Source organism: Photobacterium sp. Alg240-V54, assembly GCF_900537155.1.
In the GTDB taxonomy this organism is placed as follows: domain Bacteria; phylum Pseudomonadota; class Gammaproteobacteria; order Enterobacterales; family Vibrionaceae; genus Photobacterium.
The window spans coordinates 180638-206788 of record NZ_UNRL01000001.1; the positions used below are offsets into that span (position 1 = coordinate 180638).

General features: G+C 38.9%; 22 protein-coding genes, 5 pseudogenes and 1 riboswitch. Of the genes and pseudogenes, 15 read left to right on the plus strand and 12 right to left on the minus strand.

Annotation, left to right across the window (positions count from 1 at the left end):
• Nucleotides 1-24: 24 nt before the first annotated feature.
• The 7 genes from G6R09_RS00880 to G6R09_RS00910 all read right to left on the minus strand — a co-directional run bounded on the left by G6R09_RS00880 (nucleotide 25) and on the right by G6R09_RS00910 (nucleotide 7389).
• The gene (locus G6R09_RS00880) at nucleotides 25-198 is read right to left on the minus strand and encodes a hypothetical protein (protein WP_156673539.1); all 174 of its coding nucleotides are present in this window, start codon (nucleotides 196-198) and stop codon (nucleotides 25-27) included.
• Between the two features lie 182 nt (nucleotides 199-380).
• A complete protein-coding gene (locus tag G6R09_RS00885) occupies nucleotides 381-716 on the minus strand; it encodes a hypothetical protein (RefSeq protein WP_163920057.1) in 336 nt (111 codons plus the stop codon).
• 264 nt (nucleotides 717-980) lie between these two features.
• Entirely contained in the window at nucleotides 981-2198 is a 1218-nt protein-coding gene (locus G6R09_RS00890) for an MFS transporter (protein ID WP_065167674.1), read from the minus strand.
• 559 nt (nucleotides 2199-2757) lie between these two features.
• Entirely contained in the window at nucleotides 2758-3360 is a 603-nt protein-coding gene (locus G6R09_RS00895) for a putative adenosine monophosphate-protein transferase Fic (RefSeq protein ID WP_163920059.1), read from the minus strand.
• Entirely contained in the window at nucleotides 3353-3808 is a 456-nt protein-coding gene (locus G6R09_RS00900) for a YhfG family protein (protein ID WP_012535201.1), read from the minus strand. The genes G6R09_RS00895 and G6R09_RS00900 overlap by 8 nt, the downstream gene beginning before the upstream one ends.
• Before the next feature lie 490 nt (nucleotides 3809-4298).
• Nucleotides 4299-6023, minus strand: coding sequence for an AAA family ATPase (locus G6R09_RS00905; protein WP_163920061.1), 1725 nt, complete (start codon nucleotides 6021-6023; stop codon nucleotides 4299-4301).
• Between the two features lie 442 nt (nucleotides 6024-6465).
• The gene (locus G6R09_RS00910) at nucleotides 6466-7389 is read right to left on the minus strand and encodes an arginase family protein (protein ID WP_163920063.1); all 924 of its coding nucleotides are present in this window, start codon (nucleotides 7387-7389) and stop codon (nucleotides 6466-6468) included.
• 252 nt (nucleotides 7390-7641) lie between these two features.
• Between G6R09_RS00910 and G6R09_RS00915 the strand changes: the two are divergent.
• Nucleotides 7642-7863, plus strand: a pseudogene (locus G6R09_RS00915) (phage integrase N-terminal SAM-like domain-containing protein); the annotation flags it as partial.
• 299 nt (nucleotides 7864-8162) lie between these two features.
• On the opposite strand, the gene G6R09_RS00920 reads toward G6R09_RS00915, so the two are convergent.
• Nucleotides 8163-9140 carry a hypothetical protein gene (locus G6R09_RS00920; protein WP_065176576.1) on the minus strand — a complete coding sequence of 326 codons (978 nt, stop codon included), beginning with the start codon at nucleotides 9138-9140 and terminating at the stop codon, nucleotides 8163-8165.
• A gap of 239 nt (nucleotides 9141-9379) precedes the next feature.
• Between G6R09_RS00920 and G6R09_RS00925 the strand changes: the two are divergent.
• The 4 genes and pseudogenes from G6R09_RS00925 to G6R09_RS19890 form a co-directional block, all read left to right on the plus strand.
• Nucleotides 9380-9619, plus strand: a pseudogene (locus tag G6R09_RS00925) (phage integrase N-terminal SAM-like domain-containing protein); the annotation flags it as partial.
• Nucleotides 9620-9778: 159 nt separating this feature from the next.
• Nucleotides 9779-10051 carry a DUF1778 domain-containing protein gene (locus G6R09_RS00930; protein ID WP_065176575.1) on the plus strand — a complete coding sequence of 91 codons (273 nt, stop codon included), beginning with the start codon at nucleotides 9779-9781 and terminating at the stop codon, nucleotides 10049-10051.
• Nucleotides 10048-10554 carry a GNAT family N-acetyltransferase gene (locus tag G6R09_RS00935; protein WP_175354183.1) on the plus strand — a complete coding sequence of 169 codons (507 nt, stop codon included), beginning with the start codon at nucleotides 10048-10050 and terminating at the stop codon, nucleotides 10552-10554. Before G6R09_RS00930 ends, G6R09_RS00935 begins: the two co-directional genes overlap by 4 nt.
• Nucleotides 10555-10767: 213 nt before the next feature.
• Nucleotides 10768-11006 (plus strand): annotated as a pseudogene (locus tag G6R09_RS19890) (phage integrase N-terminal SAM-like domain-containing protein); the annotation flags it as partial.
• A gap of 955 nt (nucleotides 11007-11961) precedes the next feature.
• Here G6R09_RS19890 and G6R09_RS00945 read toward each other — a convergent pair.
• Nucleotides 11962-12504 (minus strand): hypothetical protein, encoded by a 543-nt coding sequence (locus G6R09_RS00945; RefSeq protein WP_163920065.1) that lies wholly within the window; start codon nucleotides 12502-12504, stop codon nucleotides 11962-11964.
• A 208-nt stretch (nucleotides 12505-12712) separates the two neighbouring features.
• Between G6R09_RS00945 and G6R09_RS00955 the strand changes: the two are divergent.
• From G6R09_RS00955 to thiE, 8 genes and pseudogenes are all read left to right on the plus strand, one after another.
• A pseudogene (locus tag G6R09_RS00955) lies at nucleotides 12713-12937 on the plus strand (phage integrase N-terminal SAM-like domain-containing protein); the annotation flags it as partial.
• Between the two features lie 321 nt (nucleotides 12938-13258).
• Nucleotides 13259-13359: riboswitch (TPP riboswitch) on the plus strand.
• A 108-nt stretch (nucleotides 13360-13467) separates the two neighbouring features.
• On the plus strand, nucleotides 13468-14310 hold the full coding sequence (thiD, locus tag G6R09_RS00960) for a bifunctional hydroxymethylpyrimidine kinase/phosphomethylpyrimidine kinase (RefSeq protein WP_163920067.1): 843 nt from the start codon (nucleotides 13468-13470) through the stop codon (nucleotides 14308-14310).
• Nucleotides 14300-15067, plus strand: coding sequence for an ABC transporter ATP-binding protein (locus G6R09_RS00965; protein WP_163920069.1), 768 nt, complete (start codon nucleotides 14300-14302; stop codon nucleotides 15065-15067). Before thiD ends, G6R09_RS00965 begins: the two co-directional genes overlap by 11 nt.
• A 70-nt stretch (nucleotides 15068-15137) precedes the next feature.
• A pseudogene (locus G6R09_RS00970) lies at nucleotides 15138-15863 on the plus strand (ABC transporter permease); the annotation flags it as partial.
• Nucleotides 15864-15920: 57 nt separating this feature from the next.
• Nucleotides 15921-16883: an ABC transporter substrate-binding protein gene (locus G6R09_RS00975; protein WP_373423670.1), complete on the plus strand. Its 963-nt coding sequence runs from the start codon at nucleotides 15921-15923 to the stop codon at nucleotides 16881-16883.
• 11 nt (nucleotides 16884-16894) lie between these two features.
• Nucleotides 16895-17572: a thiaminase II gene (tenA, locus tag G6R09_RS00980; RefSeq protein WP_163920073.1), complete on the plus strand. Its 678-nt coding sequence runs from the start codon at nucleotides 16895-16897 to the stop codon at nucleotides 17570-17572.
• On the plus strand, nucleotides 17565-18398 hold the full coding sequence (gene thiM, locus G6R09_RS00985; RefSeq protein ID WP_163920075.1) for a hydroxyethylthiazole kinase: 834 nt from the start codon (nucleotides 17565-17567) through the stop codon (nucleotides 18396-18398). The genes tenA and thiM overlap by 8 nt, the downstream gene beginning before the upstream one ends.
• On the plus strand, nucleotides 18395-19048 hold the full coding sequence (gene thiE, locus G6R09_RS00990; RefSeq protein ID WP_163920077.1) for a thiamine phosphate synthase: 654 nt from the start codon (nucleotides 18395-18397) through the stop codon (nucleotides 19046-19048). The genes thiM and thiE overlap by 4 nt, the downstream gene beginning before the upstream one ends.
• A 58-nt stretch (nucleotides 19049-19106) precedes the next feature.
• Here the strand turns inward: thiE and G6R09_RS00995 are convergent, their stop codons facing one another.
• Both G6R09_RS00995 and G6R09_RS01000 read right to left on the minus strand, forming a co-directional pair.
• On the minus strand, nucleotides 19107-21791 hold the full coding sequence (locus tag G6R09_RS00995; protein ID WP_163920079.1) for an ExeM/NucH family extracellular endonuclease: 2685 nt from the start codon (nucleotides 21789-21791) through the stop codon (nucleotides 19107-19109).
• Nucleotides 21792-22052: 261 nt separating this feature from the next.
• A complete protein-coding gene (locus G6R09_RS01000; RefSeq protein ID WP_065168326.1) occupies nucleotides 22053-22376 on the minus strand; it encodes a YkgJ family cysteine cluster protein in 324 nt (107 codons plus the stop codon).
• Nucleotides 22377-22617: 241 nt separating this feature from the next.
• Here G6R09_RS01000 and G6R09_RS01005 point away from each other — a divergent pair, with 241 nt between their 5' ends.
• Nucleotides 22618-23265, plus strand: coding sequence for a MarC family protein (locus G6R09_RS01005; RefSeq protein WP_065168325.1), 648 nt, complete (start codon nucleotides 22618-22620; stop codon nucleotides 23263-23265).
• 209 nt (nucleotides 23266-23474) lie between these two features.
• Entirely contained in the window at nucleotides 23475-25079 is a 1605-nt protein-coding gene (locus G6R09_RS01010) for an ABC-F family ATPase (protein WP_082967962.1), read from the plus strand.
• Between the two features lie 81 nt (nucleotides 25080-25160).
• Here G6R09_RS01010 and G6R09_RS01015 read toward each other — a convergent pair whose 3' ends face one another.
• Nucleotides 25161-26138, minus strand: a complete 978-nt coding sequence (locus tag G6R09_RS01015; protein WP_065168324.1) for a Gfo/Idh/MocA family protein — start codon at nucleotides 26136-26138, stop codon at nucleotides 25161-25163.
• Nucleotides 26139-26151 lie beyond the last annotated feature (13 nt).

Here is a 26151-nt window from a genome sequence, read left to right on the forward strand (position 1 = left end):
GAATTATTGAACATTAGTAGATGGTTACCATTTTTTCTTTGAATAACTTTGTTCAAATTTTTTCTGCTCAGATTCTAGTTCAATCAAGAGTTGAGGCAGTTTTTCTTTATTACCGCAAAGAATAGCAACTCTAACTTCTTGTAGTTTTTTTTGTAATTGATATTTCACTTTCTTGGTAATTAATATAGATGTTTTCATAGCTAACACTTCCCCAAAAGCACAGTGTCTATCTAGAGTATTAATTTATAACTAGACATAGTGGCAGGATATAAAATTTCACTGTTTGATTATTATTTTATAAAAAACTCACTTCCCGATATAATCATTCCTTAATAAATGACAGTCATGGGAAACTTCACTCAGTACACATTTAATATTTTTTATGTATTGTCTAATTGATTATAATGTTGAATTACAGCTTTCAATGTCAATAACAGCTTGATACTTGTGATTTTTTTCTTATTTAAATGTCTATCAAGCCCCCAAAGACTACCTAAAAAAATACCATTATTATATTGCCTGATTGAAAAGAAATAATATTCCTCATCTAAAGAAACATCATGGCCAATTTCTTTTGAAACAATTTGAATATACTTTTCATTAAATTCATCCTTCCAAAGAAAGTATTCCACAAAACCACGAATATGAAACTTAGGCGCTCTATATGTAATATTGTCACAGCGAGTCATACACGTACTGTCATTTTTTATTTCCATATAGTTTCTCTTAATTACTCAATAGCATAAACACTCCCTTAAAAATACCTATACCACGAAATTTAAATATCTCATAATCATAAAAAGCTGTATTGTTAATCGCTTTTTCCTATCAACTAGCCTTTAATATTTATAAATTTAAAATAACGTCATATATATCAATGTGTCTGTTACTATATAAAATATAAAAAAGGACAGCCATATAAACATATAGCTGTCCTGTCTTTTTTAGTCTTATCTTTGCCTTAAAGAAAAGGGGATTTATTAGCTCTTTTGCATCTGTAACTGCAATCGTAATACTGGCTTATCATTTATAGGTAAGTGAATTAAAGCTGCGATAAATGCCATTACAACCGTTAACCACCAAATTGGGGTATATGAACCGTAAAAGTCATAAATTCGTCCACCAACCCACGCACCAAGGAAGCTACCAATTTGATGAGTAAAAAAGACTAATCCGTATAGTGTTGATAAATAACGTGCACCAAAGATCTGACGAACTAATCCTGATGTCAATGGCACCGTACCTAGCCAACAAAAACCAATCGCACCACCAAAAATAACAGCAGTGATTTCCGTCACAGGGACAGTAATAAAGGCAGCAATAACGACAGTACGTACTAAGTACAAGGCTGTCATTACATAACGTTTATCATATTTATCCCCCATGATGCCCCAAAAATAAGAGCCAAAAATATTAAAGACCCCTACGTATGCTAAGGCCATCGCTGCTGTTTGAGCAGGTAACCCTTTATCACCAAGGTAACTCGGTAAATGGGTAGCGATAAACATGACATGAAAACCACACACAAAAAATCCCATGTGGATCAACCAATAGTTTTTATTGGTAAAGGCTTCTTTTAACGCCTCTTTTAATGTTTGTGAATTATCAACAATCGGCGCATTCGCAGCAGTGGTTTTACTGACTTTCATAAAAGAAGCAAAAGCAACCATAACACAACAGCTTAATGCAAAAATTTGCATCGCTGTTTGCCAGTCAAAGTTATGTAATAAAGCTTGAGCACCAGGGATCACCGCAAACATACCAAATGAACCCGCAGCCGTTGTCAGACCAAAGGCCTTTGCAGTATGCTCAGCAGGCACGACTTGAGCAACGGCACCTAAAATTATTACATAACTCGTTGCACTTAAGCCTAAACCAATAAGCATGCCAATACTTAAATAAAGCATACTAGGCTCTGTGGCAATTGAGGTTAAATACAAACCTAAGCTATAAGCAATTGCGCCACCAATGATGATACGACGAGAGCCAAAGCGATCTGCAGCCATACCAATAAAGGGTTGAAACATACCAAAAAGAAGATTTTGAAGGGCAATTGCAAAACTAAAGAATTCACGTCCAGTACCAAACGTCTCTGAAATTGGCATCATAAAAATACCAAAAGATTGTCGTATACCTAAGCTAAAAATTAAAATACCAATACCCAGCCAAACTAATGGCGGGAAACGGAAAATACTCATTGATTGTGCTCTATTTATTGTTCGTGTTGATGGCAATGGATTGGTTTATCTGTAGCCGTGACGCTATTTTGTTGGTGGCATCCTCCGCTCGTTGCATTAGTTGCTAATGCGTCTAACAAAGGCTGACAATGATGAACAGCGACTAAAGTTACAGCGAGTAACAGTGCCATTCTTAACAATTGGGCGCTGATAGATTGTGATCGTATTAATGTGTTGATATTTATAGTGAACACCATGCGTTAAAAAAGAACGCGCATGATAGAGAAAACAAAAAAACGAAACAAATGAATAAAACACAACAATATTATGCATAGAAAGCATAGCGAATTTTAGCTTGCCATCCGTTTAACGGCGCAACCTTTTATCTATGCTGCCTGCATGTGATGCAATTGGCGGGAATTTTTAGACTCTGATAAAAACGAAAAATAATAAAGATAATGCTCGACTTCTTTTCAGCATCACCTTTCATGACATTCGCAATATTTGCTTATATAAGGTTGTTCGGGCTTGTCCAACACTTCGCATAGGTGTCGGCTACGCGACACATATTGTTATTTGGTTAACTGCGCTTTTCCGCTTTAGTTACACAAACAGAAAACAGCTCTTTCATTGGCACATAATTACAATGATAACCATGGATATTTGCGGCTACCCACTGATCAGAAGTAGTACCAGAAAAATTAATATTGTAACCACAGTTGATTGCAATATGCTCAAACAACAAACGTTGGGCACGACCATTTCCTTCACGGAATGGATGTAAAACATTAATATCGCAATAATACTCAGCTAACTTAGTAACAAATTCATCGTATGGTAGATCTACTAAATACTTATCTTTTTCTAACATTGAAAATAGATTATTTGCTTCTTTTTCAATCCTAGCTACATTACAGAAACGTGTATTTCCCTTTGAAATATCAATCATTCTTAACTCGCCAGCCCATTCAAATAGATCGGAAAATAACATATGATGAATTGAACGCAGATAGCTGAAATCGTAAGGAGGCAATTGAAACTCTATATACATTGCAGCTAACGTTGTTAAATCACGCTCTGCAGCCTCTAATACCGCTTCATTGTTGATATTTAGCTTATTAACAAGAACCGTACTATTTTCGTAAGTATAAGGATCTTGTGTTGTGCCATATTTATCAGCCATTGAGCGCCTCTAACGAATTTACGTTTGAGTATTTGTTTAACAAAATTTGACGTTGTTGCTCTCTGTCGAGTGATAAATCGAAATTACTAGCAACATCATGCCCCTCTAAACGCATACTCTCTTTAAAGTTATCCATTTTAACTTGCTCGAAATAGGCATGCTTTTCTTCGTAAGAAGAAAGCATTGAATTACTTGGCATAACTAAATCAATATCATTAAGTTGAGACTGGATCGCTTTCCCTGATTCAAAAACACCCCAGCTATTAATAGAAAAACGGAAAGTTCGGCCCTGGCGCTCTCTTTGAATGTTTAAGCCTAAATTTTCAACTAATGAATTAACTACGGATTGTACTTTACGCTCAGAAATCCCAGTTGCAGCCACGATAGCTTGAGTATTTGGAGATTCTAATCGTGTCATTGCAGCTAAAACTAATAATTCGTATTTCATGCTTACCTCGCACATTTATGCGGAAATCATATTAGTTTACAACTCAAAGGGAATGATTACCATATTTGAAAGCTAAATGAACAGAACATAGAACAGCCATAGCTTTATTTTAAAAACTCAACGCGCGGTTAGTAGATTCCCTATTGCCCTCGCGGGCATTAAAACAATCGTGTCCCATCTATGCCCCATGTAAAAAAATGATGGTCGTTGAACCATTAACACTTTTATGGCTGTCCTATCTTTAGAGTACCGCCATAGATTACGATAGTTATGGATATCCTATGTTTTCTTAACGCGTAATAATTAAAAAGGAACTAATTATAAAACAATGAATTAAATTGATTGGTTCACAACAAGGATAACGCTCGACTTCTTTTCAGCATCATACTTTATAATATTTTCAATATTTACTTATATAAAACCACTCGGGCTTGTCCAACACTTCGGATAGGTGTCGGCTGCGCGACACATATCCTTATCTGTTATATTTTTATTTAATACCTTTACTCGAAGACAATATTGATTTTAGCAGATTAAGAATATTTGAATATTCTGTTCTATTTGTCTTCTGTGATATAAAACAACCTATAAATAAATCATATAGTGAATCAACAGGAATACCTGTTTTATCTGATAACACTTTGAACTTTTCTTTACTGTTTTTTATCGAATCCAATTCATTAATATCTACGAACGAAAACGCACATAATATATATGACCGATCATAAATAATATCTTCAGGTATTTTCTCTGGTAAGAACATAACTCTTTCTTTATAGAAAGAAATGTATTTTTTGTAGAGTTCTAATCTTTGTTCTTTATTTGAACCTTGTTTACCACCATCAACATGAAAAGGAAAATTATTGATATTAATACCTGTAATTAGCTTTATCTGCTCCTCCAGATAGATTTTGGTTTTATCTGACTCTGGGATTTTTGATAAATCAACCACCTCAGTTTTAAACATATCACCATCAAAAACGATAAATTTTTCAGCATCATCAACTTTAGAGAAAGTTGTAATCAGCGAGGTCTTTATGCTAGATGCCCCTCCAGAAAAATACCTTATATTAAATTGTTTATCTAATCTTTCACTAAGTGCTACTTTATCTAAGATCTTTTTAGCCAAGTCATCTTCTACAATAATACTCACACAATCAAAGCTAACACCTAAATTATCAAAAGCATTAAGGTAATTTACGCCTTGCTCAATAATCGTTTTTCCTGATTGATTAGAAATAAAATTCTTAACACATATACTTGGTATATGTTCCACAAAAGATTGAGAATGTGTAGATATAATAATTTGAATTTTTTTCTTGATTATTAAATCAAGAAAAAAAGAAAATAGTTTTTTTTGTGCGCCTGAATGCAAGGATAATTCAGGTTCATCTAATAACAAGAGTGAGCCTGATGGAATTGATGACAATTTATTAACTATATTAGCTACTATAAATTCTCCACTTCCAGAGTTTGCCTCAGAATATACATCCATAGAATTAAATATAATACTGGTTCCCCAAGTCCCACTAAAAAACTTATGTTCTATTATTTTTATTTCAGTATAGTTCTTACCTAAAATATCATTGATTATTTCAACATTACTTTGACTAACATTAATAACTCTAGCTTTTTTACCATTATTAGTTTTTGTATCTATCGATTGCTGAACTTTTTTAGTAACCCTTTTCGCATAATCAACTTTTGATTTTAAATCTGCTTTAGATGTCTGATTATCAAAAAAGGTGTTTTTCTCAAAAGAACCTATTAGTGACTTAAATTCGATATCAACTATTTTTGAATAACTTTTACCATTATTATTTTGTTCTAAATAGTCTTTTATTTCTTTATTTGAGTTTAGACTTTGTTCATCTTTAGCAAAAACCCAGCTAAAATGTTGAGTATTAATTTCTTTATAGGCAACGTTATCAAGTTTGTAGCTAAACTCAGATACCCCTTGATCATTGAATTTATCCCACTCTGTTTCAAAGAAATAGTTATTAGGTGTACGACCTTTAGCCATTGACTTAACGAGCTTTAATAGAGTTGACTTACCCGCCCCATTTTTACCAACTAAAATAGTCAAGGGGTGATCGAAATTTATACTTAAATTTTGACTAAACTGCCTGAAATGACGAATATTCAAATATTCTAGCTGATTTTTTATGACACCTTTTGAATACAATTCATCGATTGTTTTTATCTTAGAAAGCATCTGAACTCCAATTAAAAATATAACAACTTATCCGAATTTGTTCTTTGAACATGCGCCCGTATTTATCTCGTAATAATATAAAAATCGTTATAAATCAGATATATTTTCAATTATTAATCCCGATAATAATCACAAAATCGGGCACTTGCTATCTAGTTTCTGGGTTTTCGACTAGTAGTCGTCAGCAGAACATAAGACAGCCATACCTTTATTTTAAAAACTCAACACACGGTTAGTAGATTCCCTATCGCCCTCGCGGGCATTAAACAATCATGTCCCATCTATGCTCGAGTTGAAAAATGATGGTCGTTGAACCATTAACACTTTTATGGCTGTCCTGTCTTTCGTGTCTTTCGTTTACTTATATAAAGCCGCTCGGGCTTGTCCAACACTTCGGATAGGTGTCGGTTGCACGACACATATCCTTATCTGTTATACGAAATTACGCACGGAATCCCCATACTGCATCAATGAGTTTGACTATTAATTCTTTAGATACACCGTTTTCATCAAGCTCTGGCATATATTCAACAAAATCAGCGCCTACAAATTTAGGACTAGAAGATATTGTATGAACTAGATGCAACGCTTCCCTAGCCGTTAAACCACCTACATTTGGAGTTGCACAGGCTCGAAATATGCTGCCATCTAAAGCATCATAATCAAATGACAAATAAACATGGTCATAGTCTTGTTCTAATTTTGCCATTAGGATTTCAACAACAGTATTGAAACCATGTTTTTCAATAAATGGCATATCATAATTAGTAATGTTCAACTCATTAATTAGGTCAAACTCATTACGCATTAAATCTCGCACACCAATATAGTAAACATCTTCGGGCTTAACTTCGAGGTCAGTTGGAATGTTCCATTCATTATGAGGATATTGATTCATTAGCAGAGCAAGTGGCTTACCGTGCAAATTACTATCTAAGCCGTTATTTATGTCGGCATGAGCATCAACCCAAACAACTGCGACTTTCTTACCTTGTTCTTTTTTGTAAAATTCCATCGTTGCTTGTAACGTGCCAACCGCAATAGAGTGGTCGCCACCAATTGTGATAGGAATACGATTATTCTGATAACTATTTAAAAGTGTAGATTTCAAATCATTTGCATAGTGATAAAGTGCTTTATCTTTATCGCCGTTATCAATGAAGCTTTTAACTTCAGCCGTTACAGCAACATCACCTAAATCAACGATATCTGAAGCCCAGCGTTGAGTTCTCACTTGAACCCAATCAGTAAGTCCTACCCATGAACGTTCATCCATTTCACGAAGACCATCAACCGTATTTTGTTCAGTTGTCACACACCCAAGTTTATTAAAAGGTGCGCCTATAATATCAAAGCTTTTTTTCATAAGTATTCCATACACTTAATTAAGTCCATTTCGTATAACGCCTGCATAACACGTTTGCTACTATGCAGACCAAACTGAATTTTACTGTCTTAATCACTGAAATTAAAGGCAAACTGACAACGCCGAGTGTAGCAAATCGTGTTGATGTATTTGTTGAACGAAGCCGCTGCGCGGCAGAATAAAGCAGACAGCGATTAAGCTACCTTTAATACTCCTTTTAATGGGGTATTTATGATGAATAACGAACAATAACAACGTTCAGATTATCTTTATGAACAACATGTTACCCACCTAACCTTGCAAGGTAAACGTCCAGCCACGATTGATGGTTATAGTCGTGCACTTCGTCGCATTACTCACCATTTAGATAAATCACCTGATACGTTAACCACTAATGATCTCAAGCGATACTTTGCTCAACTGATTAAAACCCATTCATGGAGCACTGTCAGAATTGATCGAAATAGATTACGAAAGTTATGGGTGTCCTATGTTTTGACGCTATGTTTTGTGATGCAATTGGCGGGAGTTTTTCGCCCCAAATAAAAACGTAAAAAAATAAGGATAATGGCATTAACGCGTAATAATTAAAGATAATTTTAAATCAAAGCATTAAGATTATTGATTCACGCCAAGGATAACGCTCGACTTCTTTTCAGTATCACCTTTCATGACATTCGCAATATTTACTTATATAAGGTTGTTCAGGCTTGTCCAACACTTCGAATAGGTGTCGGCTGCGCGACACGTATTGTTATTTGTTATGTTTACGTTCACATTACTTTATTTAGGTAAGTAGCTATTTCGTTTCCAATATTTTTTTGAAACTCTACACGATTAAAACCATCAGGATCTTGTGCAATTACACCTAACTCAGCTTTTAAAAAATCAGGGTAAGCAGTTAAAAATGAATAATGGCCGGCATTAGGGATTATTTTATAAGTTAACAAGCCTGTATTTTGAAGACCATTTTTTATTACGTTGAAATTGTATTTCTCAGTTAACTCCTCATCTTTCTCAGAAACTAATAATAAAGTAGGAATATTTACATTCTCAAATGAGTTCTTTGCCAAGAATGGTGCCCCTACAGGCGCCATTAATACTTGTGCGCTAATTCGAGCATCTTTAGAGTTCACGATTACGTTTTGAGTTAATAAATTTCCAAGCACTGGTGCACAATACGGGTCTGATAGTGTTGGCACATTTTTGCACAAATCAATTAATTCTTTGGTGCTAGCTACTCCCCCTGACACAACAAGGGCGCTGTAACCACCAATGGAGTGCCCTAATACAGCAATTCTCTGTGTATCAATATGTGAACTTAAACTAGGTATTGATAATGCTTTGTCTATAGAGGCAGAAATATGCTTCGGCCTATTTACATAGTTCTCTACCTTGCCTTCTGACGAATTATCTAAATAATTATTTTGAAGATGCGAAGGCATAACAACAATGAAACCATTCTTAACTAAAGAAAGTGCTATGTCCTTATAAGACAAGCTACTACTTCCGGAACCATGCGATAGAATAGCTAATGGATAACTACCATCTTTGATTGCTCCAGCTATTGCAACGTTTAATTTAAACGGTCCAAAAGCTACAGCCTTTGGTTCCGAAGATGTTGGATACAATACAGCCATAGATAAACCATCTTTTGAAACATTATCTATCTTCCTAAACCCAACATCATTCGCATTAGCTGACAGAGATAAAAACATTGTTAAAGCAACAGCGATTCTAAATTTTTTCAACTGGCAAATCCTTTTGTAATAGCACATAAGCTAAAGTAAACATAACGCCTGCATAACACGTTTACTACCAAGCAATTATACTTAAAATTGACGTCCTAAAACGAGAAACACCCGACAACCTGAGATGTCGAGTGTAGTAAATCTTGTTGATGCATTTATTGAACGAAGCCGCTACGCGGCAGAGTAAAGCAGACAGCGATTAAGCCACCTTAAATACTCCTTATAATAGAGTATTTATGATGAATAACGAACAACAGCAACGTTCAGATTATCTTTATGAACAACATGTTACTTACCTAACCTTGCAAGGTAAACGTCCAGCCGCGATTGATGGTTATAGCCGTGCACTTCGTCGCATTACTCACCATTTAGATAAATCACCTGATACGTTAACCACTGATGATCTCAAGCGATACTTTGCTCAACTGATTAAAATCCATTCATGGAGCACAGTCAGAATTGATCAAAATAGATTACGAAAGTTATGGGTGTCCTATGTTTTTTCTTCGGATAGGTGTCGGTTGCGCGACAAATATCCTTATCTGTTAACTGCGTGCCAAAGTGACACAAAACTTGTCAGCGTATAATAATTAAACTACAATTCACTTGTGCCACTTTGACACTGAATGGAGATTATTATGGCGACTGCATTACCTCGTATTACAGCACGTGTAGATATTGATACACAAGAACTACTGTCTCAAGCTGCGGCTATTGCCGGTATGTCTAGCATTAACTCATTTGTGCTTAGTGCGGCTGTAGAAAAAGCCAAAACTATTATGGAACGTGAACGTGCCTTACAACTAAGTAAACAAGATGCTATGACGTTAATGACTGCGTTAGACCAACCAGCTAAACCAAATAGTAAATTACAAAAAGCCGCTTCACGTTATATGGATAAAACTCAATAATGAATACTGTCCAATTAGAAAAAGCTAAACATGACCGAAATCGTTTTGATTGTGGTATTACCGCACTCAATAATTACTTGAAAGTTATGGCAAGCCAACAAGCTAAGAAAGACAATACTCGTACTTTTGTTCTTGAAGATAAGCAATGCCCAGAGCACATTATTGGTTATTACACATTAACCATGACTCCGATTGATATTCAGGATTTACCACCTAAATTACAAAAGAAACATCACAGTGTAACTTCTGGTGGTTTGATTGCCCGCTTAGCAGTTGACCATAGATATAAAGGTCAGGGTTTCGGTGAGTGGCTTTTGATTGATGCGCTAAGAAAACTATTAATGGCAAGTGAAACAGTCGCCTTTCCTGTTGTCATTGTTGATGCAAAAGATGGCGCTGAGTATTTCTATGAAAAATACGGTTTTACCGCATTCAAAGACGCTGATAACAAATTGTTTATTACAATTGCAGACATTAGAGCCAGTATCGGTGAATTAATTTAAACCGAGAAGCAGTTAACGCCTGCATAACACGTTTGCTACTATACAGACCTAGCTGAATTTTAACGCCTTAATCACCGAAACTAAAGGCAAACTGACAAAGCCAAGCGTGGGGAATCACTATTAAATTGTTTGTTGAACGAAGCCGCTGCGCGGCAGAGTAAAGTAGACAGCGATTAAGCCACCTTTAATACTCCTTTTAATGGAGTATTTATGATGAATAACGAACAACAACAACGTTCAGATTATCTTTATGAACAACTGTTACTTACCTAACCTTGCAAGGTAAACGTCCAGCCACGATTGATGGTTATAGTCGTGCACTTCGTCGCATTACTCACCATTTAGATAAATCGCCTGATACGTTAACCACTAATGATCTCAAGCGATACTTTGCTCAACTGATTAAAACCCATTCATGGAGCACCGTCAGAATTGACCCAAATGGATTACGAAAGTTATGGGTGTCCTATGTTTTTTCCAAGGATAACGCTCAACTTCTTTTCAGTATCACCCTTCATGACATTCGCAATATTTACTTATATAAAGCCGCTCGGGCTTGTCCAACACTTCGAATAGGTGTCGGCTGCGCGACACATATCCTTATCTGTTATGTAAACCTGTTTTAGATCAACATAAGCAACTTTAAGTGTATAGACAAGACCGAATTTACAACTAAAATACACGCCTATTTTAATCTGGTGATAGGAAGAAACCTAATCACCACTTTTATATTTTTAGGTAAAAAATGACGACAACCGCTCAAAGCAGCTTGAAAAAAGTAACGCTACTTACTTGTGTATTCACTTTTCTCTTAGTTTTCTTTGGTAACTTCCATATATACTTTGGTATTGAAAAATTCTCACTACCAACTCTTCTATCTCACCCCCAAGCTTTCGCAGAGCTAATTGCTGAAGCTCTTGGAGGAAGTTTATTTTTACCCCTGATTCACATCGCTATTTCATCTTTCTTCAAGTCACAAAGGAACGCTGCTTCACGCTGTAAAATCCTAATTGGCTGGTGCTTAGTGACAATCATTTCGAAGTCGTTAGCTTTGTACAACTACGTATATGTCACCCCTCTTCTGAACACGTTAAACTAAAACTTAAATATTGAAAGCGAAAGGTTACATAACAACTTATTATACTAACAAATTACCCGAATTTGTTCTTTGAACACAGGCCCATATTTATCCCGCAATAATATAAAAATCATTATAAATCAGATACATTTTTAGTTATTAATCCCGATAGTAATCACAAAATCGGGCACTTGCCATCTAATTTAGGGGGGTTCGGCTAGTAATCGTCAGCAGAACATAGGACAGCCATAGCTTTATTTTAAAAACTCAACGCTGAAGTGGTCAAGTAAAACTGTACACTTTTATGGCTGTCCTGTCTTTCATTAGAATTATAGCGACACATACCCTGTAAATGAGGGTTTCTTATAATCTCCTAGAGCATCAAACGTAACATCATGAACATTTACTGAGGGGAGGCGCATATGTAATAGATTGGTTTCAGCATCAAAGGAGCTTATTTTTAACTCTGCAAAATCGTCCTTTGACAACAATCTTACAAACAAGTTAATTGGCAGCTCTTTAACTGAGTATTCCTTGCTATGTTCAATGCCATGGAATATTTCTGAGTAATTTACAATTAAACTCTCTCCTGCTTTTACCACAAAAGAGGTGTCCACCAATGCATCTTTATAAATTCTATCAGCCTTAACTTCGTACTCGTAAGCATAAAATACGTCATAGATTACTTCATCACGATTCCCCAAGTTAGAAAATGCCAACTTAGTATTCAAATTTTTGTCATCAATATCCACGTTTAGGACTGAAATAACCAAACCTTCTGAGTGCCAAAAATACTGAGCCACAAACGCACAAATACTTAATATCAACGCCGCACTCGATAAGGCAATTGACCATCTAGCTGTTTTGTCCATTTTTACCTCTCCATCACCTAACGCCCTGTTAAGGTGTGAGCAACGCAATACCGAGGCTTCCGCATACAACCTTAAACACTAAACGCAACGCATAGTAAAAATGCCACGCGTTGAGAATCACTCTTAAACAGTTTTTGAACGAAGCCGCTGCGCGGCAGAGTAAAGCAGACAGCGATTAAGCCACCTTTAATACTCCTTTTAATGGAGTATTTATAACGAACAACAACATTCAGATTATCTTTATGAACAATATGTTACCAACCTAACCTTGCAAGGTAAACGTCCAGCCACGATTGATGGTTATAGTCGTGCACTTCGTCGCATTACTCACCATTTAGATAAATCGCCTGATACGTTAACCACTAATGATCTCAAGCGATACTTTGCTCAACGGATTAAAACCCATTCATGGAGCACGGAGAACATACGGAGAACATAGGACAGCCATAGCTTTATTTTTAAAACTCAATGCGCGGCATGTAGATTCCCTATCGCCCTCGCGGGCATTCACTGTAGGGAATGACGGCTGTTGTTTTGAGTGTATGGGTTATCTGAAAGAATGAACATAGGAACATAGTGGAGGAACAATTGAAAAAATAACAGTCGTTGAACCATTAAAAAGCCACACCCCATCACAACAATAAAACATTCACCAATTTAATATGTTATGTGTTAACAATCTCGCGTAGTATTCGTAACGTGTTATTTCTTAATAAAATAGAGTGACAATTAAATTATTCTGAATTAGGATAATTGCCATTAGTCGGGGGGCGTTAAGCTGAGATCACTGTAATGGTGGGACCCGTTGAACCTGAACCAGTTAGCACTGGCGGAGGGAACTAACTATCAACGGATTATCAACGTTAATAGATGCAAGCTAAGTCAACTGCACACTCTCATACCGCAGTTTACACTTCCCCGCTTGATAACTTGTTCCTGATGCTGGCGCGTAAGGAATGAAGTATGTTACACACCCCATCATCGCATCACACAACTACCCCTATTGTATTAACCATTGCTGGATCCGACAGTGGCGGCGGCGCGGGCATTCAAGCTGATATTAAAGCCATTTCAGCAACAGGCAGTTATGCTTGCTCGGTTATTACGGCGATTACCGCCCAAAATACGCAAGGTGTTAGCGGCATATTTGCCATTCCTCTTGATATGGTTGAGCAACAGCTGGACGCCGTATTCAGCGATTTAAATATTCAAGCCGTTAAGATTGGTATGCTCGCTGATAGTGATATTATTCGGCTGGTTGCGGCTAAAATTCGTCATTACCAACCGAAGTTTTTAGTCATTGATCCAGTGATGGTTGCCACCAGCGGTGATGTGCTATTACAACAACAGGCTATCACTACTCTCAAAACTGCATTGCTACCACTGGCTGATATTATTACCCCTAACCTACCAGAAGCGGCGGCATTAACGGGTTTAGACATTCCGCAATCCATGGCTGATATGCAAGCAATGATCAGCGCATTGCGAAACATTAATCCTCATGCGGTGTTACTCAAAGGTGGTCATTTAGAACAAAGTCGTGATAGCACTGATTTACTCATTCTCGCTACTGATGTTATCGAGCTCACTACCCCTCGCATTAACACTCACAATACTCATGGTACAGGTTGCACCCTATCTGCAGCTATCGCGTCTTATCTCGCCCAAGGTAACAATCTTACAACGGCAACGTCCTTGGCTAAACGCTATATTACCGCTGCTATAACCGCCGCCGATGAACTCAATATTGGTTATGGGCATGGTCCTGTGAATCACTTCTTTGCAGGTCATCATCATGTGCGCTGATCTGGAAATAACTATTACTAATGGCAGTTTACGCTACCACTCAACGAAAAATGACCAGCAAAATAACGCGGTAATTGAAAACCTTAACCTGACTATTGCCGCTAATAAATGGACTTGCTTGGTGGGCAAAAGTGGCTGCGGTAAAAGCACCCTGATCAAGTTTTTGGCTGGATTACTCAACGAGCGCACTCAATGGCACGGACAGCTCAATATTTCAGATAATCAGCCTTTAGCTGGGCGAGTCGCTTATATGGCGCAACAAGATTTGTTATTGCCTTGGTTAACGGTATTAGACAATGTTTGTGTTAGCAGTAAGTTCGGTCATCACGATTCAATACCCAATTTAAAACAACGGGCAATGACATTATTAGAGCAGGTTGGTTTAGCAGATAAACATCAGTTATTGCCGCAACAATTATCAGGCGGTATGCGGCAGCGAGTCGCCCTTGCGAGAACACTATTACAAGACCAACCAATTGTATTAATGGATGAGCCATTTTCAGCCTTGGATGCCGTCACCCGTTATCGCTTGCAAGATCTGTTTGTGAAATTACTCAAGCATAAAACCGTGGTGCTGATAACCCATGATCCTCAAGAAGCAATTCGATTAAGTGATCAGCTGTATATGTTGCAAGGCGAGCCCGCTTTTGCAACGGCGTTATCGTTACCCACATCATTACCACCACGGCGCTTTGATGCTGAATCAGCCAGCCACCAGCAACGTATTTTTGACCTATTGGCGCACGATCATGACTGATATTACCCGTTTAATCGCTACCAAATCGCCGCGTCAACAGCGGCACCCACAGCGTGAACTTGCAACACCGATACGATTACTGATCAGTATTAGCGTGCTACTTGGGTTATGGCAACTCACCGTGATGGTGTTTCACTTGCCGAGCTTTATTTTACCGCCACCACTGGCTGTAGCGCAGCGATTAGTCTCCCGCTATGACGTCCTGTTAAGCAATACCTGGGTGACCAGCCAAGAGATCATTCTAGGGCTGATACTCGGTTTATCATTAGGGTTATGTTTTGCCTTACAAATGCTGCTGTTTAAGCCCGTTAAACGATGGTTATTACCGTTATTGATTGCCAGCCAAGCCATCCCTGTATTTGCTATCGCTCCGGTATTAATGCTGTGGTTAGGCTATGGCATTGGTTCTAAAGTAGTAATGGCAGCGTTAATTATCTTTTTCCCTGTCACCACATGCTGTTATGACGGCTTACGCAATACTCCCACCGGTTACCTTGAGTTATCCGCCACCATGGGCGCGACCAAATGGCAACAACTTAAATATATTCGCTTTCCTGCTGCACTACCGGCATTAGCTTCCGGTATTCGCGTCGCGGTGGTTATCGCACCAATTGGCGCAGTCGCTGGCGAATGGGTCGGCGCGAGCAAAGGCTTAGGCTATTTAATGCTGCAAGCCAATGCCCGCATGATGATAGATGAAATGTTTGCCGCGCTATTTATTTTATCGCTGTTATCAATATCGCTGTATTTCATCACGGACAGATTATTAAAACGCCTGATCCCGTGGCAACCATAACAACACAGGTAAATATAACGCCCCTCATTTTGATACTTAATATTTAAAGGATTGATTGTGAAACGTATTTTTTTAATAACAACCATAATGTTGCTGCTATTTGGAATCTCAATTAGCGCTGAAGCGAGCCCACAACCTCAAAAACTCACCAAGATAAGTCTGATGCTTGATTGGTTTGTAAATCCCAATCATGGCCCGATTATTATTGCTCAAGAGCGTGGTTATTTTAAGCAGCATGGCATCGAAGTTGATATTCAGCAACCTGCCGATCCATCATTACCACCGAAATTAGTTGCCGCTAATAAAATCGATCTTGCCGTTACTTATCAACCTAATTTAACCATTGATGTTGCTGCAGGTTTACCGTTAATTAAAACGGCAACTCTGATTGCGACACCGCTTAATACATTGATGGTATTAAAGAAAAGTGGCATCACTGATTTATCGCAACTGAAAGGAAAGACAATTGGTATTGCCGTCGCTGGCAATGAAGACGCCACCATTGGCACCATGCTCGCGAATCACGGCGTCAAGCTAACGGATGTCAACATCGTTAATGTCGGTTGGGCACTATCATCGTCATTGGCCTCAGGTAAAGTTGATGCTATTTGGGGCGGATTACGTAATTTTGAAACCAATCAATTAGCGTTAGAAGGCTACCCTACCCGATCGTTTTTTCCTGAAGAGAACGGCATTCCTAGTTATGATGAATTGATCTTTGTTGCCAACAGCAAACATTATAACCGCCAAGCGATCACCGCTTTTAATGCTGCTATTACTCAAGCGACCACCTATATCATCAATCACCCTCAAGCGGCATGGCAACAGTTTATTCAATACGCCCCCGATACCTTGAATAACAAACTTAATCATCAAGCATGGAATGACACCTTAAGCCGATTCGCGCTGCGCCCAGCAGCAGTTGATCTTAAACGCTACGATGATTACGCCCAATTTCTATTTAAACACCACGTTATCACCCAACTACCGCAAGCCAAAACTTATATTGGCAGCTTCTAAGGAGAAATCACATGACATACCAAGATTTAATTGATGCTTGCCAACCCCAATGGACCACTTATACCCAGCACCCTTTTGTGATCCAACTTGGCCAAGGTACACTGCCTCACCATTGTTTTATGCATTATTTAAAGCAAGATTTTTTGTTTCTCAAACAATATGCCCGCGCTTATGCGTTAGCGATTTATAAAGCGCGTACTTTAGCTGATATGCGTCGTGCGCTACCAAGTGTGGCGGCTTTATTGGATCATGAAATTGCCCACCATATTGATTACTGTGGCGGTTGGCATTTAACCGAACAAGATATGGAACAAGAGCCAGAAGATGTTGCCACAGTGGCTTATACCCGTTATGTATTAGATGCGGGTATGCAAGGAGATATCATTGATTTATATGTCGCCCTTGCGCCATGTGCGATTGGCTATGCGGAAATTGGCAACTTACTGGCTAATGATGCAACAACCGTGTTTGACAATAATCCCTACCATAGCTGGATCGCGTTATATAGCGGTGAAGAGTACCAACAAGGTGTAGCCACAGCGACGGTATACCTTAATAACCTCCTTGCAGAAATTCCGCTGCACAGCCAACGTGGTCAGCAACTTGTTCAAACCTTTAAAGTCGCCACGGAAATGGAAATTGCGTTCTGGCAACAAGGTCTCAATGCAGGAGCTGTCAACAATGGATAATCTATCACAGCGCTCTCCTATCTCAGCTACTTTGACTACCAAGATTATTGCGGCACTGGCAAAAGTGAGAGCACAAAAACCGTTAGTGGTTAATATTACTAATTATGTCGTGATGAATAATACCGCTAATGCCTTACTCGCCATTGGTGCGTCACCGATTATGGCGCACTCACGTCAAGAAATGGCGGAAATGATGCAAATAAGCGGCTCATTAGTGATCAATATTGGCACCCTTGATAGCGAATGGATTCAGCGGATGCTATTTGCCGTTGAACAAGCCAATGCCAATAACAAGCCGATTGTATTAGATCCGGTTGGCTGTGGCGCAAGTATATTACGCACTCACACTGCCCGCACTCTGGCAGCGAATGCCAATAATCTGATCATTCGTGGTAATGCATCTGAAATTATTGCCCTTGCAGGTGAAACCAGCCAAACCAAAGGCGTTGATGCGCTTGATAGCAGCGATACCGCATTCGTCGCCGCACAAGCATTAGTCGCACAATACCAAGCTAATGTGGTTATTTCAGGTGACGTTGATTATGTAGTGACAGCGTCACAGACTATCCGCCTTCGCAATGGTCACCACATGATGCCTTATGTCACTGGCATGGGCTGTTCATTAACCGCATTAACGGGCGCATTTGCCGCAATTGGAGAAACGTCAGGGCTGGCAGCGACTGCAATCTATGCCATTGTCGGTGAAATCGCCGCCGAGCAATCAGCAGGGCCTGCCACTTTGCAGCTCAATATTATTGATGCTTTATATCAAATCAGTGCCGAGCAAATTCAACAGCGACTCAATATGGCAGTAGTAGCGTCATGATAACCAGCAATCACAATCCTTATTTATTGTATTTAGTGACTGACGATCAACAGAGCCTGCCCACCCTTGAACATGTAGTACGAGAAGCGGTGGCTGGCGGCGTAACCATGGTGCAAATTCGTGAAAAACACGGTGACGTACGAGCTTTTATTAAACGCGCTCAAACCATTAAAGCGATTTTACAACACGCGTATACGGCAACTGGTCGTTATATTCCGTTGATCATCAATGATCGGGTTGATGTGGCGCTGGCGGTGAATGCGGATGGGGTGCACTTAGGTCAAACAGATATGCCAGTAGTTATAGCGCGACAACTGTTAGGAAAAGATAAACTAATAGGACTATCGATTGAAACTGAGCAGCAACTCGCCGATTGTGCCAGTCTGCCAATTGATTACATTGGACTTAGCGCTATTTTTGTCACTGCAACTAAAACTAATTTGGTGACACATTGGGGACTAGCAGGTTTACAGCGTGCGGCAGCGATTTGTCCATTTCCGATAGTGGCGATTGGTGGCATTAACCATACCAATCTAACTGATGTTATCGCAGCAGGTGCTGATGGAATCGCAATTGTTTCAGCAATAAGCCACGCTGATGATCCACGCCAAGCAGCGATGACTATCAGATCTTTACTTAACAATAACTAATCGCGTTTATAAAAAATGGGCTGAAAATATCAGCCCATTTGACGGTATCAATGTCGTTTTAGTGTTTGCGCCTAAACAGACTTAAGCCTAACAGCGATAACAAACCCACTATTCCTAATGTACCACCAGCGTTATCATTTGGCGGAGTAATATCATCATCAGCCTTAACACCATCACGATGTTTTACATTCACCTCAAGTTGCTGTGTCGCGTTATCAGCCACCGCTTTGCTTGTTGTTGAACCGATTAATGACAAGGTGAAGGTATATTTACCCGCTTTTAAGCCATTAACATCAAACATAATCGTTTGTGCACCGCTTTGCTGTAACTCGACCTTAGGTAAAGAAATTTGCGCTATATTTTCAGGGGTTGGTGAAATTGCAATAGTCGCAATATCCCCTGCTTGTGCCGTTGCTGGCAATGTATATGGCACTGATAAGCGGCTACCATCAAGTAACATTTGCAGCGGTACTTCACCGGCTTGATTATAACGGTATGCTAACGCCAAAATAGCAGGATCATGATCCGATGAGCGGTAAGCATCCGCACTGTATAATAAATCAACATTGTCGCCTTTATGCTCTTGGTTATAATCAAATAACGTCGATTCAGCAGCGTTGATATGCCAGTCTGTTGCATCTAAAACACGATCTTTGAGTGAAGGACTGACCAGAATATGATCAAGCGCGCCAATTTCATCATTGTATGAATAGCTATAACCCGCGTATGGCTTAGCTTTACTCATCATTTCTACCGCATTGATATAGCCATAACTGCGGCTGATCACTCCACCTTCAGCACCAAACTGAGGCTGTTCACCGATAAAGGTATCACGTGCTGCTTTAAGTGTTTTAGCGGTTGGATTATCTGTTAAAACCAGCAAAGCATCTTCATGAGCATAGGAGTTTAAATCACCAACAATAACGCGATCTCCGCCCCATTTTTCCATCTGCTTACCAATTTCATCAGCTGCCGCAACTCGGAAATTTTCACAAGAGCCTTGGAAATCAGGATCTTTAACTTTGCCTTTTGCTGAATCGAAATTATTCCACGTTTCCCAGCCTTGCCAATCTTCCCAACATGTAGAACCTTTTGATTTAAGGTGATTAACGCCAATGGTTAAACGTTTACCAGTATTATTAATAATAAACGAAGCCGCCAACATATCGCGTTGATAGTTTTTGCCGTTTTCACGCACTTTACCTTTGCTGTCAACTACAGCATCACCATTTTTATCCGCAACCACAGGCGCTTGTTGTGATGGCATTAATACTTGTTTTACTTTTTCTAACGATACTCGTGCAGGACGGTACAACATACCTGAAGTGATCGCATCCCCACCAAAGGTATCTAATTTATCAATGACGGTATCGCCGTTAGCATCAATACCAATAAAGGCATAGCGATTATCAATATGATCATCTTTAGCATGATCACCTGAATCTTCACGGTTATATTTTAAATTAACATTATTAACTAAACTTGAAATAGCACCAGCGCTACCATAGCCGTTATTTTCTATTTCCATTAGCCCAAGGATATCAGCATCTAAACCATGAATAGCCGCAACAATTTTCGCTTGTTGACGTTCAAATTCAGCTTGCGAATCAGCGCCACGATTTGATTGCTGTGGGTTGGCATCACCACCGAACGGTGAATTAAAGTAATTCAATACATTTAACGTCGCTACACGTATATCAAAACTATGATGTTCAGTTTTATCATTCACTGTCGGTGTCGGCTGGCGAGGTTGATGCTTAATAATGTTTTCAGCTGTGATTGTATTTTGCGTAATTAAACGAAAATTATTATATGAGTAACTTAATACCCCTTCTAAACCTACAATAGCATCGTTAATGCGTAGCGGATTATTCTGAGGATCAATGCCAAAATCAGGATAATAAGGGATCACGCCATTGGCAGCTTTGCTGTCTGTTTCAACATAAAGGCGGCGATCGTTATTGTCTTCAGCTTGCTGTTTCGCTTCCTTACTGCCAGCAACATAATGTTGGTTAGGTTGGAAATTTGGTCGTTCAAATGCTAAGACTAAATTATTACGATAACCGCTGTAATCAAAACTGAACGTACGAGAAATACGCATTGTTTGATCATCTTTCTGCTCAGGCACAATATCTGCAGGCAAGCGTACTAACATTCCTTCATGGCGTTCTAATGTTGCTTGAAAACTATTGCCATCTTCTGGAATGTTAACTAAATCTATTGCTGCAGGTTTTCCGGCATTAGCATTAACGACTTCCCATAAACCATCTGTAGCCACCACTTTGGTCATACCATAATCTTCTGCGATAAAACCACGCACACAGATTTCTTGACCGATAAGAGTTGCGTCTAACGGTTTATCAGTCTCAACAAAGATGCCATTTGATGTAGTAGTGATGCCATCATCGTCAAATAGGTAAAAACCTTTCTCTAACTCTGTTGTAACCGCACTAACAACACCCGTTACAAGGTATTCTTCATCACTGATATATTTACCATCAGCAATAAGCGGAGAACGGTATGAACTTCCTTGAATCTCACCGATACGTTTGTGGCTTATTCCCGCTGCATCACGACATGGTGTCACCGATACTGATTTTATGGCTGATATTGCTATCGCTTTATTATGTGAAGGATCTTCTATTGAGTCTGAAATAACAATATTATTAATATCTGCACAAGCTGCTGAACTAAAAGCGGCACTTACTGCTATAGCTAATAATGAGAAAGTGTTATTTTTCATTTTATTTAATCCGTTAAAATTAGAAATATCGATGCGCATTAATATAATTTTTTGATTGTTGGATTATTAACACTGCACATAGTGTTTGGACATTAATTTAATTAATAAAAAACTCAATAATAAAAGTATATTTTTGTGATGGCATAATCACTAATAACAATAAAAAATACTCAAAAAGTATGGTCGTCGTTCGAGAATCAACAGCATTACGTTATCTTTATTTTATCAACGCAATACTGTTTTATTATGAATGGCTTAATATTATTTTGCTGCAGCAGGTAACCGTGGCGGCATCGTAGCACGTTCAATGCTGCACTCATACGAGCCCATTTCAAACTCACGACAAATCCACGGACGATTTTCATAAATAGTACACAGTAAAGTATCGCGATCGACCGCGGCACACCAACCATCTTCAAGGCGTAACATAACTTCACCGCCCCACTCATCAATATCAATGTATTCTTCGGGAACACCAGTATCGGTAATAATCATTACTTCCAATCGACAACAACATGCTTGGCAAGTACTACATGTCATGGTTGGATCTGGCTCTGTGCTTATATTAGTTACTTCAATCGTCATATCTATATACCGCTAGGTTTTCTTGCGCGCATAGTAACCTAAACCCATACTAAAAACACGGAACGGATGTTATTCAATTATCGAATCCAATTGATATTCTGCAGCTAAAAAATCACAAACCTCAATATATAGACGATAAATCACTTAATTACTGTTTTTGTCCAGATATTTACGTCCATCACTCAAAAAACCATGCTATTGTAATCAATTCAATAACAATAAATTAACCAAAAGGATGGTTATGCACGATATTACAACAATGACAATCACAGTATTTATGGGTTTCTTTGCCATGATGAATCCCATTGCTAATACCGCTGTTTTTGTCGGAATGACAGGAAGTCAAACCCCAGAACAACGCCGAAAAACTGCATTTAAAGCCCTTACCGCTGCCTTTTTTATTATTGCTACCTTCTGTTTATTAGGTAAAGGGATCTTTGAACTGTTCAGTATTACCTTACCCGCATTGCGACTTTCCGGCGGTATTTTAGTCTTTCTGGTTGGCTATCACATGCTCCAAGGTGATAGTTCAAAAATGCACTCAGACGCAAAAAATGATCAAGTCACTGAAGAAAAAGACATTTCAATTTCACCATTAGCGCTGCCTATTTTAGCTGGCCCTGGCACCATAGCGACAGCGATGAACTATTCGGCATCAGGTTCATTTCTACACACGATTATTACAATTATTGCTTTTGCTACCTTGTGTTTAATTACTTTAGTGTGTTTTCTTTATGGCCCTAAATTGGTTGATAAAGTCGGTGAAGCAGGCATTACTATCACCACCCGCTTAATGGGGTTAATTTTAACTGTGATCGGTATGCAAATGTTAATTCAAGGTGTACATGATGCATTCATGTTATTTGACACCGCTAATTTAGCCAAATAATTGGCTGTAATTCACCTCTTCGCCCCCTGATAACAGCCTTAACCTTTCTTTTTATAAGGCTGTTATCTTGCCTTGGTTACATTTTCACCCTCGACATTTACAAACAAACCTCTGTATAATCCGCCCCCTTTACATCTATCTCTGTTTTCGTGCATCTTCTTTTGGCACATTGTCAAAAAATCACCGAATAAAACTGCTAGGACTACCTCTTGATATCTACCGCAAACATTACAATGCAATTTGGCGCTGAGCCGTTATTTGAAAACATTTCAGCTAAATTTGGTAACGGTAACCGTTATGGTCTTATCGGCGCGAATGGTTGCGGCAAATCGACCTTTATGAAAATCCTTAGCGGCGCACTAGCACCAAGCTCTGGTAACGTGTCTATTTCTCAAGGCCAGCGTTTAGGTACGCTAAGTCAGGACCAGTTTGCGTTTGAGCAATATACGGTTGTTGATGCTGTTATCATGGGTGATGCGGCGTTATGGAAAGTAAAACAAGAGCGTGACCGTATTTATGCGCTGCCAGAGATGACAGAAGAAGACGGCATGGCTGTGGCTGAGCTAGAAAGCGAATTTGCAGAAATGGATGGCTACAGTGCAGAAAGCCGCGCAGGACAGCTACTTATTGATGCCGGTATTGATGAAGAGCTGCATTATGGCTTAATGTCACAAGTTGCTCCTGGTTGGAAACTGCGAGTGTTATTGGCACAGGCATTATTCTCTAACCCTGACATTTTGTTACTTGACGAACCAACCAACAACTTGGACATTCACACCATTAACTGGCTTGCTGGCGAGTTAAATCAGCGTAAATGTACCATGATCATTATTTCTCACGACCGTCACTTCCTAAACTCTGTGTGTACTCACATGGCAGATATCGACTACGGTGAGCTGCGTATTTACCCTGGTAACTACGAGAAATTTATTGAAGCATCAACACTCATTCAAGAGCAGCTATTATCTGAAAATGCTAAGAAAAGTGCTGAAATCAATGAACTACAAGATTTCGTAAACCGTTTTGGTGCTAATGCTTCAAAAGCCAAACAAGCAAGCTCTCGCGCTAAAAAAATGGATAAAATTAAGCTTGATGAAGTTAAATCATCAAGCCGTTTAAAGCCATCATTAAGCTTTAAGCCCGGTAAAGCACTTTACCGTCAGGCTTTAATTTTAGAAGAATTAGGCCACGGCTTTGATGGCGAGACGTTATTTGAAGGCGGCGACCTCATCCTAGATGCGGGCTCTAAATTAGCCATCATTGGCGAAAATGGTGTCGGTAAAACCACTATGCTGCGTTGTTTAGTCAATGAACTAAAGCATAACCATGGCGTGATTAAGTGGTCTGAAAATGCATCAATCGGTTACTGCCCTCAAGATAGCTCAGCTGATTTTGATAACGATTTAGGTATCTTTGATTGGATTTCACAGTGGCGTACTAAAGACCATGATGATCTAGCTGTACGCAGTATTCTTGGTCGTTTATTGTTCACAGCTGATGATATTAACAAGAAAGTGAAAAACTGTTCTGGTGGTGAAAAGAACCGTTTATTATTTGGCAAACTAATGATGCTAAATATTAACGTCTTGGTAATGGATGAACCAACGAACCACATGGATATGGAAGCGATTGAAGCACTAAACAGCGCCCTAAAAGTATATGAAGGCACGTTGATTTTTGTTAGTCATGACCGTGAATTTGTATCATCATTGGCAACACGCATTATTGATATTCGTGACAAACAAGTGATTAACTTCCACGGCACATTTGACGAATACATGTCAAACCTTGCTCTTGAAGGTAACGTCGCTTAATAACACTTAGTAGCAAGTTATACTCTGATGTATAACTTGCTACTTAAAGTGACAGCGTCACCAGTTACTATTTGCCAGCAACTACTCGGCAGCAACTATCTGCGACATTACCCAACCTGTATGTGCTGCTGTTTTACCTGTCGATGGATGTGGCTGTCCTTCTAAAAGTTGCTTACGCATATTATCAATATGGTACAACTGAATATTGGTCGGATTTTCAATAACAATCTGTTGCTGCTTATCACCAATAATGACTTCTATCGGAGCTTCATCAAACACTGAAAATCGAATTTCACCCAAGCTGCCATAAATCACGACGTTATCTTGTCGTGAGTGACCACCAAAATTCCAACTGCCACTGCCTGTTACACCACTCTCATGTAACCAACATGCACAGACTGCATCTAACGCGGTATATAAATGCTGTTGATTAATTCCAAGACCTTTTACGCTAGCAAAATCACCTAACAAATAACCAAATAAGTCTAAACCGTGGCTGGCGAGATCATCAAAATAACCACCAGCAGCAATGGTTTTATCGGTGCGCCAATTATATTGCTGTGACAGATCCATTGGGTTAGCTGGTTTATTTAAATGCCAACTAATATGGCGTATTTCTCCAATTTCATTATTATCAAGCAACTGCTTTATATGATTAAACCGTGGTAAAGAACGGCGATAATAAGCAACGAATAATGGCAATTGTGCAGCTTCAAATGCAGCAACGATGGCTTGGCAATCCGCATAATTAGGAGCTAATGGCTTCTCCACACAACAGATCTTCCCAGCTTGTGCCACTTTCAAAGCGAGTTCTTTATGGCTATCGGGTGGTGTTGCAATATAGACCGCATCGATAGTCGAATCATTAATAAGCATATCAGCGTCAGCGTATACCGCCTCAATATTATGGCGTTGTGCATAATCATGTGCCAAAGCTTGATCACGACGCATAACTGCCGCTAGAGTGAAATTTTCAACTTTATGATAAGCAGGCCCACTTTTAACTTCAGTCACCGCACCACAACCAATCATACCCCAGCGGATCATCTTCGTGTTCATTACCTTAGTTCCT